Source organism: Xenorhabdus khoisanae, from assembly GCF_001037465.1.
In the GTDB taxonomy this organism is placed as follows: domain Bacteria; phylum Pseudomonadota; class Gammaproteobacteria; order Enterobacterales; family Enterobacteriaceae; genus Xenorhabdus; species Xenorhabdus khoisanae.
In genome coordinates, this window is the sequence record NZ_LFCV01000150.1 from 1 (window position 1) to 9,203 (window position 9,203).

The window sequence follows — 9,203 nt, forward strand, 5'->3', positions numbered from 1 at the left end:
CAATAAAGGATTAATGCATGGTTATGCCATTGGCATAATATATTTCACTAACTACGATAATTCTATTTGTGCTGTTAATGTTTTTATTGATGCTTTGCTTAATATTTATATTTTTGACCCGGAATTTAATTCTATAAAAGAAGCTAAATATTGGCAATATATACCATTAAAAATAATAATGTAAATGTCTGCAAGAAGCCAACAGGAATTAGAAGGAAAAGTGAAAAAGCATATTATTCCTGAGGAAAAAAAGATGCCAAATATCACTAAATCAAAATCGCTTTATACCTTGTCAAGACCCGTATGGCTGGATGCTGCCGGAATGAGCAAAGGCATTGGCCACGATCGCCAACATCTGGGCATTATTCTCGCCGCCGGGCAGACGATAAGAGTTCGCCAGGTCAATGCGGCGTTCAGCGACAAGCTCACACTGCGCCTGCTGAATGACGATCGCAAAACGGAAGTCGAATTCAGTGTTGTCGGTAGCACCTGGGTTGAGGCCAGCGTCAACGCGGTGTCGGTTCCGTTTATCGATACGCCTTACGTGGATGGCGTGCCGATGGTTGAGTTTGAGTATCCGGATACGGCTAAAACCTTACCAGTGTACCGCAAAGGTGAAAACGAAGTGGCGTTCTTCAGCCGTTGGGATACCCAAGACGCCGAATTCGGTTTTATTGATTCTGAATATGCCACACTGCTGGTACCAAAAATCAGTAAAAAAGAGCTGAAGGCACTGGGGGAAGCCAAAAATATTGATGGCCTGATCGCCTATTACGATAGAATTTTTACTTTCTATAATGCGCTGACAGGCGTTTCATTTGAGGCTGAACACGATTCGGATCGCAATATTAAAAACCGCTATTTTATGAAGGCCGATAAAAACGGCGGGGGCGCCGCTTATTACGGCGGCAACTGGACGGCGGAAACCAGCAACTCAGTCAGCAACTTCTGGCTGACGCCGAAAGATAATAACTGGGGCAGTCTGCATGAAATTGCCCACGGTTATCAGGGCTCCTTTACGGGGGATAAATACTTTTCTACTGGGGATGTGTGGAACAATATTTATGCCGCCTGTTATCAGGACGTGATGTTAGGTGAGCGCAAATATAAAGAAGGTTGGCTGTATGATCACGGCAATATGGCGAAGGTCGAGAAGAAAATCGTCGATCTGATTGCTCAGGCCACCCCGCTCGATCAATGGGATCTGCGCTCTAAGCTGTATTTCGTTGTATTGATGGTGGATAAGGCGGGAAAGAATGCCTTCACGCATTTCAATCAGCAGTACCGCGCAAACTGTAATACACCAGGTTTTGTATTTTACGAACATGCGTTGCTTGATATGTTGTCCGAAAGCTTTGCGATGGTTAGTGAGCAGGTGGACGTAACGCCATTCGTTCAACTGACCGGCGGCTACGTGACCCAAACACAGCGGGATCGTAACGCGTTCAGCCATGCCAAAGCGGTGTACCCGCTGTATCAATTGGTCAATACGCAGCAGTTGGATGAGGTGAAAACGCAGTTGAAGTTGGATTCCACCTTACGATTGGTCGATGCCTCACAGCTGAAAGCCAGCGGCCTGAAAGGCAATGTCACCCTTAATTTTACTATTGATGATTTTGCGCAGATTTATGGCGAGGATCTGATCCTGCTAGAGGGGGCGCGCTACGCCTATAAAACGCAGATCAACAGTCCGACGATGGTATTGAGTGAGCTGCCGATTGGCGTTTACACACTGCGTCTACCCACCGGCAAAGACCACAAGTATCTGCTAACGTCGAGTTATCTGGTGGTGAAGCAGAGGGAGAGTGCGGTAGAGCTCTGCTTTGTCAAAAAGGTCTCTTCACCGATCGTCTCACAGAAGATCAACCTGCTGGGATTGGGCGATGCCGTTTTTGCCACTCTGGTGGCCGATTACGCCCAGGGTAAGCTGGTGATTGACGTCACCAACCCCACTCCGCACTCCTATTTCCCTAACGTCACCTATGCCAAAATTTTGGTGCGCGATCCGCAAGGCGCGGTGGTGTTCAGCAAGGACATTCACGGCACTCAGGCGATCCTTTGTCATGACGAATTGCTTTTCACTGCGGGCTACGAGATTAAAATTTATCATGAAGAGCCGAGTCAAGTGCGGGTTAATCCGGACTATCCAAACATCATTGACAATAAAAACAAAACCAACCAGTTGAAGCTCACCAAGAGCGGGCTGAAAAATGAAGCGCTTCAGGGTGACCCGGAGCAGGTGTTGCTGGTGCGGTTGAAGGCGGCTGCGGAACGTTTGCGCCGCTATCATCAGGCCTATTACGCACCATTCTCGCCTTTCAAAGACGACATTTATCTGGCTATCAATATTTTCGACAGTCCGCAGCGTGAGCAGCTGTTGGTAACCTATCAGGATTGCATTCCCGCCTACAACACCCGTCCGGGCGATAATCAGGGCAATGCCTTCACTCTGGCCTATAAGGGGATTAGCGATCGTCAGTTCCTGACCGGCGTCGTCGATCTGGTGGATAAAACCCTGACGGTGAAGATTGAAGCCGGGATTGCGCATCCTTACTTCCCAGGCATTTACGCTTCGATCGGTTACGAGGATGCGGACGGTAACAGCCTGTATCGCTATGAGGTCATCGGCAGCCAAACGCAGCAGGTTTGCTCGGTAGTGTTGCCTATCTCCGGTTACGGCGGTGAGGTGATCCGTCTGCATCATGAAGAGCCGGATGAACGTTTAATCATCACCAACGATATGCGGCAGGTTCGGTTGGCCGAAAAGGGTAAACAGCAGACTTACCGCATCACAGCGGTGGGACTGGAGCGAATTGCTGATTAATAAGGACCCGGTGCGGCGGCAGAGGTCGCCGCACTACGGGGCGCTGCTTCTCCCCTCAACCGTGGTCATCGAGTCGTGGAGAATTTCACGCGAGCTCAGTCGTAAAGCTCAAAAATTTATAGCTGCCCCGACATCCATTTTTAGTGCGCTTAACGATGAGCTTTCTGTCTTTGAGAAGAATGTAGATTGTTTCCGGTCACATAGTTATCTATGCTTCCGGGGATTCGTTCTCTTGCTGTTTTTTTTCACTTGCGTCACCTGACTCTCAACCCAACCATCCTGCAATCGTGTTTTCACCATATCACCCGCTTTTACCTGCTTAACCTGTTTCAGCAACTTTCCATCAGGTGTTTCACTGATGCTGTAACCACGGCTTAATGTTGCCAACGGACTCACAGCTTCCATCCGTGAGCAGGAAATAGCAAACTTTTCCCGACAACGTCCTAGTTGCCGCTCAATGGCCTGTTGCAAACGAAAATCAAGCTGTTGGATCGATTGATTATAATGGCGAATTTTCCGTTCGGGATTGGTTTGTAACAGTCGCTGGTTCAACTTCTCATATGAAATTGAATTTTGTTTCAGGCAACGTAATAAACTATCAATCAACTTTTGGCGCAATTCAGCCAAATGATTCTGTTGCCGTGCCAATCGCAAATCAGGGCGCTGTTGTTGAAGCCGATGGGACAACACATTAAACACGTGTTGTTTTTGGGCAAAGAAATAATCCATCGCCATTTCAAGGCGTTGTTGTAAGGATTGAACTTGTCTCAATAATTCTATCTGATTACGGCTAACCAGTTCTGCTGCCGCAGAAGGGGTAGGAGCGCGTAAATCAGCAACAAAATCCGCAATTGTCACATCCGTTTCATGCCCGACAGCGCTAACAATGGGAATACGGCTTTGGAATATCGCACGTGCAACTTGCTCATCATTGAAGCACCATAAATCTTCCAGTGACCCTCCGCCACGACCGACAATCAGAACATCACATTCTTGTCGCGCATTTGCCAGTTCGATTGCGCGAATAATCTGTAATGGCGCTTCAGCTCCCTGCACTGCGGTGGGATAAATGACAATGGGCAAGGAAGGATCGCGCCGTTTCAGTATATTCAAGATGTCGTGCAATGCAGCGCCACTTGCCGAGGTGATGACCCCCAGTCGCTTTGCCGGCGAGGGCAGGGGGGTTTTATGGGTTTGATCAAATAGGCCTTCTGCGGTGAGTTTTTGCTTCAACATTTCAAACTGTTGTTGTAGCAATCCATCTCCGGCAGGCTGAATACTCTCGACAATCAGTTGATAGTCGCCCCGAGGCTCGTACAGTGTAATTTGTGCCCGTACCAACACTTGCTGACCATTTTGTGGACGAAATGTTGCCCTCAGATTACTGCTTCGAAACATGGCGGCACGAATTTGTGCTCGTTCATCTTTTAATGTGAAATACCAATGTCCTGACGATGGCTGAGAAAAATTGGACATTTCGGCAGATAGCCAAATTCTGCCCATTTCCAGCTCCAATAGCTGACGAACCGTCTGATTCAGACGGCTAACAGAAAAAATTCCGGTATTGGTTGGTAGTGACATGTGAGCTAGATCAAATTTTAAAACAAGGACTTAATTGAACGATATTAATCTCCTTATCTGACTAATCAAGAATTTTTTTCAAAAAATGCTGGAGGCAACCGATTTCGGCCTGTATAATGCCGCGGCAATATTTTATCCCTCTTATTGCTCCATAGCCTGGTGAGATATTGCCCATGTTACGTATTAAAAAAGAAGCATTAACTTTTGACGATGTTTTGTTGGTTCCTGCCCATTCTACAGTCCTGCCAAACACAGCAGATCTGTCCACCCAATTAACTTCTACCATTCGCCTGAACGTTCCTATGCTTTCCGCTGCTATGGATACCGTGACGGAATCTTCACTGGCAATTGCACTGGCACAGGAAGGGGGCATTGGCTTCATTCATAAAAATATGTCAATCGAGCGTCAGGCCGAAGAAGTCAGCCGCGTGAAGAAACACGAAAGTGGTGTTGTTACCGATCCGGTTACTGTAACGCCACAAACGACTCTGCGTGAAGTCCATGAATTGACTGAGCGTAATGGTTTCGCTGGTTATCCGGTGGTTACCGAAGAGAATGAATTGGTGGGTATTATTACTGGTCGTGATGTCCGTTTCGTTACCGATTTGGATCAGCCGGTGACTGCGGTGATGACGCCGAAAGAGCGTCTGGTGACAGTAAAAGAAGGCGAAGCCCGTGAAGTTGTTTTGCAGAAAATGCACGAACAACGTGTTGAGAAAGCGCTGGTTGTTGATGATAACTTCCACCTACTCGGCATGATCACGGTGAAAGATTTCCAGAAGGCAGAGCGTAAACCGAACGCATGTAAAGATGAACAAGGTCGTTTGCGTGTTGGTGCTGCGGTTGGTGCTGGTGCTGGCAATGAAGATCGTGTTGATGCATTGGTCGCAGCGGGTGTAGATGTGCTGCTAATCGACTCTTCACACGGTCATTCCGAAGGTGTTTTACAGCGTATTCGTGAAACCCGCACTAAATACCCTGATCTACAAATTATCGGCGGTAACGTAGCAACCGGAGAAGGCGCTAAAGCGCTGATGGAAGCGGGTGTGAATGCGGTTAAAGTAGGTATCGGCCCTGGCTCTATTTGTACGACTCGTATCGTAACGGGTGTGGGTGTTCCTCAAATCACTGCAATTGCAGATGCAGTTGAAGCATTGGAAGGTACTGGTATTCCTGTTATTGCAGACGGTGGTATCCGTTTCTCTGGCGACATCGCCAAAGCGATTGCGGCAGGTGCATCGTGTGTGATGGTCGGATCAATGCTGGCTGGTACAGAAGAATCTCCGGGTGAAATCGAACTTTATCAAGGCCGCTCATTCAAATCCTACCGCGGTATGGGTTCTTTGGGCGCGATGTCTAAAGGCTCTTCTGACCGTTATTTCCAGACTGATAACGCAGCAGACAAACTTGTGCCGGAAGGTATCGAAGGCCGCGTGGCTTATAAAGGTCTGCTGAAAAGCATCGTTCACCAGCAAATGGGTGGCCTGCGTTCCTGTATGGGCCTGACGGGTTGTGCAACCATTAATGAACTGAGAACTAAAGCAGAATTTGTTCGTATCAGTGGTGCAGGTATTCAGGAAAGCCACGTTCATGACGTGACGATTACCAAAGAATCACCAAACTATCGTTTAGGTCTGTAATCTATTTAGGGTGGCCCGTAATCGGGCCACTGACTTTTTAAATTTTTAATTGCCACTTGTTTTTGGAATTCACCTCAAATGACAACTAATATCCATCAGCATCGTATTCTGATCCTTGATTTTGGCTCGCAATACACTCAGCTTATTGCACGCCGCATTCGTGAAATTGGTGTTTATTGTGAACTTTGGACATGGAATGTCACTGAAGAGCAAATCCGTGAATTTAACCCGAATGGTATTATCCTTTCTGGTGGGCCGGAGAGCACAACTGAACACAATAGCCCACGTGCGCCGGAATATGTTTTCAATGCAGGTGTGCCAGTATTGGGTATCTGTTATGGCATGCAAACCATGTCCATGCAGTTGGGTGGTCAAGTTTCCAACTCTGATGAGCGTGAATTTGGTTATGCTCAGGTTGAAATCAAGCAGGATTGTGAACTATTCCGCGATATTCAAGATGCACTGAGTGAAGCCGGTAAACCTCTGCTGGATGTATGGATGAGCCATGGCGACAAAGTGACTGCTATTCCGGCTGATTTCAAGACTATTGCCAGCACTGATACTTGCCCGTTTGCTATCATGGCCAATGATGAAAAACGTTTTTATGGTGTACAATTCCACCCAGAAGTGACTCACACTCATCAGGGTCTGAATATCCTGAAACGCTTCGTACTGGATATCTGTCAAAGTGAAGCGCTGTGGACTCCGGCTTCCATCATTGACGATATCGTAAAACGCCTGCGTACGCAGATTGGTGATGATCAGGTTATTCTGGCCCTGTCTGGCGGTGTGGATTCTTCCGTAACAGCACTGTTGCTGAACCGTGCAATTGGTAAGCAACTGACGTGTGTTTTCGTAGACAACGGCTTGCTGCGCTTGAACGAAGCAGATCAAGTTATGGAAATGTTCGAAGGGAAATTTGACCTGAACATCATCCATGTTAAAGCAGAAGATCGCTTCCTGTCTGCGTTGGCGGGAATTAATGATCCAGAAGCCAAACGTAAAACCATTGGTCACGTCTTTATTGATGTGTTTGATGAAGAAGCTTCGAAACAAAATCAAGTTAAGTGGCTGGCTCAGGGCACGATTTACCCGGACGTTATCGAATCTGCGGCATCTGCAACGGGCAATGCCCACGTGATTAAGTCTCACCACAACGTGGGTGGCTTGCCAGAAGATATGAAACTGGGTCTGGTTGAACCATTAAAAGAGCTGTTCAAAGACGAAGTTCGCCGTATCGGTCTGGAATTGGGGCTGCCATATGAGATGTTATATCGTCATCCATTCCCAGGCCCGGGCCTTGGTGTTCGCGTATTAGGCGAAGTGAAGAAAGAATACTGTGACTTACTGCGCCGTGCTGATGCTATCTTTATTGAAGAGCTGCATAAAGCCGATCTGTACCATAAAGTGAGTCAGGCATTTACCGTATTCCTGCCAGTCCGTTCTGTAGGCGTTATGGGCGATGGTCGTAAATACGACTGGGTTGTTTCCCTGCGTGCGGTAGAAACCATTGACTTTATGACTGCTCACTGGGCACATTTGCCATATGATTTCCTGGGGCGTGTATCGAACAGGATCATTAATGAAGTCGCAGGTATTTCGCGGGTAGTCTATGATATCAGCGGTAAGCCTCCAGCGACGATTGAATGGGAATGATTTAACGTCTCCCCAAGCCTCACCAAATCATCATGATTTTCTAATTAAGGCCCTGATTTCAGGGCTTTTTTGTCTCTGCGTTCCACCAAATTCCCGCTTTCGTGTACATTTGTGTTTATGTTGATACTGTTAAATAGTGTTCAAGAAGAAAATTGGTATATTCCATGATTCGAAATGGTCAGAAGATAATGGTGCAATAGTTTTGCTGCATTTCTCAATTTCCCTGCATTCGCTAACGTAAGTAAGTCATCTATAATTTAATCTTTATCAATGCTAAATAAGGAAGCTTTCATGGCTATGCTGAAAGAGAGACAGCTTATGATTATTCGTGCTATGAATGATCAAAATCGCTTAATGCAACCTATTAGTGAAGAGAAATTACAGTTCCTTGGGGAGACGCTTGGATGGGATCAATTAGCTGACGACATAAACTATTTAATAAAAATTGGGTTAGTCAACCATGATGCAATCCTTTTTGATATTGATGGCGGCTATGATTTTAATCCAGAAGCAATGGTGCTTACTGCTGCTGGTGTTGATTACGTTAATACGGATATAATAGGTAATGAAATTAATGCGGTTACCATCAATATCCATAAAAATATACTGCAACAAATTGAAACAATAATTAATTCTGCGAACTTGTCTGATACTGAAAAGAAAATCCTTTTACAGTTAGTGAAAGAGAAAGGTACAGGTTTTTTGGTTGGTAAGTGCGTAGATACCTTATTTACTCATACTGATCTGGCTGCTGCTGTGCTTTCAAAGATAGTAAAAAGAGCTGTTTGATTCTCATTGATAAGCCGGAAAAACCGGCTTAAACCCTCGCAACATTTTCTATAAATTAATTATTTTGGTATTCATTACTAACGCTTAGAATACGATGGAGTTTTTCTCTGATGGTGATTCTGTAATAAAAAATACAATGTGGCTGCGCTGAGTGAAAGATGAAATCCACCGTGATTCACGCTGGTATGTGAGTTCATTACCTTTGAGGGCGGAAAAATGTGATTAAACAAGAGATCAGTATTAAAAACAGTCAGGCAGCCAAACAGCGAAGAACGGCCTGGTCGGGCGAATTCCGCAGTAAACTTATCTTTATCAGGAATGTCGTAACGTGCCATCATTTTTATCCAGTTATTGAATCAATGAGATAATAATATTATTAATTGATATTAAGGTGCGTTACCTATTTTTTCTCCACCTATATATTATTGCACGGTTGAGTGTAATGCTATTTTTATTGGTTTTATATATTTTAATACTCTGGAGTGTAAACTAATTAAATGATTTGATTTATTATAAGTTAAATCATTTTAAACACGTGTCTTGGATTAGGGAAAATAAATATGAGGATAGTAAATGGAGTTAACAAAAATAGAATATCCTATTCCGATTTATCCGGCTAATCATTTAACTCATTGTTAACAACATTATTACTCCATAACGTTAACTTTATCACTATTCATCGGGCTGTTGTATTTAAAGCCTGATAAAAAGTA

Annotated in this window: 6 protein-coding genes; 5 read left to right on the plus strand and 1 reads right to left on the minus strand. The window is 45.3% G+C overall.

All coding sequences use genetic code 11. From position 1 onward, the window contains the following. Window positions 1-184 (plus strand): hypothetical protein (locus AB204_RS22875; RefSeq protein WP_047964775.1); only part of this gene is annotated, 184 nt, incomplete at its 5' end. A gap of 69 nt (window positions 185-253) precedes the next feature. Continuing rightward, entirely contained in the window at window positions 254-2,824 is a 2,571-nt protein-coding gene (locus AB204_RS18080) for a putative mucin/carbohydrate-binding domain-containing protein (RefSeq protein WP_047964783.1), read from the plus strand. A 204-nt stretch (window positions 2,825-3,028) separates the two neighbouring features. Here the strand turns inward: AB204_RS18080 and xseA are convergent, their stop codons facing one another. Further along, a complete protein-coding gene (gene xseA / locus AB204_RS18085) occupies window positions 3,029-4,405 on the minus strand; it encodes an exodeoxyribonuclease VII large subunit (RefSeq protein WP_047964776.1) in 1,377 nt (458 codons plus the stop codon). 173 nt (window positions 4,406-4,578) lie between these two features. Here xseA and guaB point away from each other — a divergent pair, with 173 nt between their 5' ends. The 3 genes from guaB to AB204_RS18100 all read left to right on the plus strand — a co-directional run bounded on the left by guaB (window position 4,579) and on the right by AB204_RS18100 (window position 8,490). Continuing rightward, on the plus strand, window positions 4,579-6,045 hold the full coding sequence (gene guaB, locus AB204_RS18090) for an IMP dehydrogenase (protein ID WP_047964777.1): 1,467 nt from the start codon (window positions 4,579-4,581) through the stop codon (window positions 6,043-6,045). 78 nt (window positions 6,046-6,123) lie between these two features. Then, window positions 6,124-7,701: a glutamine-hydrolyzing GMP synthase gene (gene guaA, locus AB204_RS18095; protein ID WP_047964778.1), complete on the plus strand. Its 1,578-nt coding sequence runs from the start codon at window positions 6,124-6,126 to the stop codon at window positions 7,699-7,701. Between the two features lie 291 nt (window positions 7,702-7,992). Then, a complete protein-coding gene (locus AB204_RS18100) occupies window positions 7,993-8,490 on the plus strand; it encodes a hypothetical protein (RefSeq protein ID WP_047964779.1) in 498 nt (165 codons plus the stop codon). Window positions 8,491-9,203: the final 713 nt, after the last annotated feature.

What these genes read in the sequence shown, in the direction of transcription:
- guaA (WP_047964778.1), top strand. Translation starts at nt 6,124, where the DNA reads ATGACAACTAATATCCATCAGCATCGTATTCTGATCCTTGATTTTGGC.
- AB204_RS18100 (WP_047964779.1), top strand. Translation starts at nt 7,993, where the DNA reads ATGGCTATGCTGAAAGAGAGACAGCTTATGATTATTCGTGCTATGAAT.
- guaB (WP_047964777.1), top strand. Translation starts at nt 4,579, where the DNA reads ATGTTACGTATTAAAAAAGAAGCATTAACTTTTGACGATGTTTTGTTG.
- AB204_RS18080 (WP_047964783.1), top strand. Translation starts at nt 254, where the DNA reads ATGCCAAATATCACTAAATCAAAATCGCTTTATACCTTGTCAAGACCC.
- xseA (WP_047964776.1), bottom strand. Translation starts at nt 4,405, where the DNA reads ATGTCACTACCAACCAATACCGGAATTTTTTCTGTTAGCCGTCTGAAT.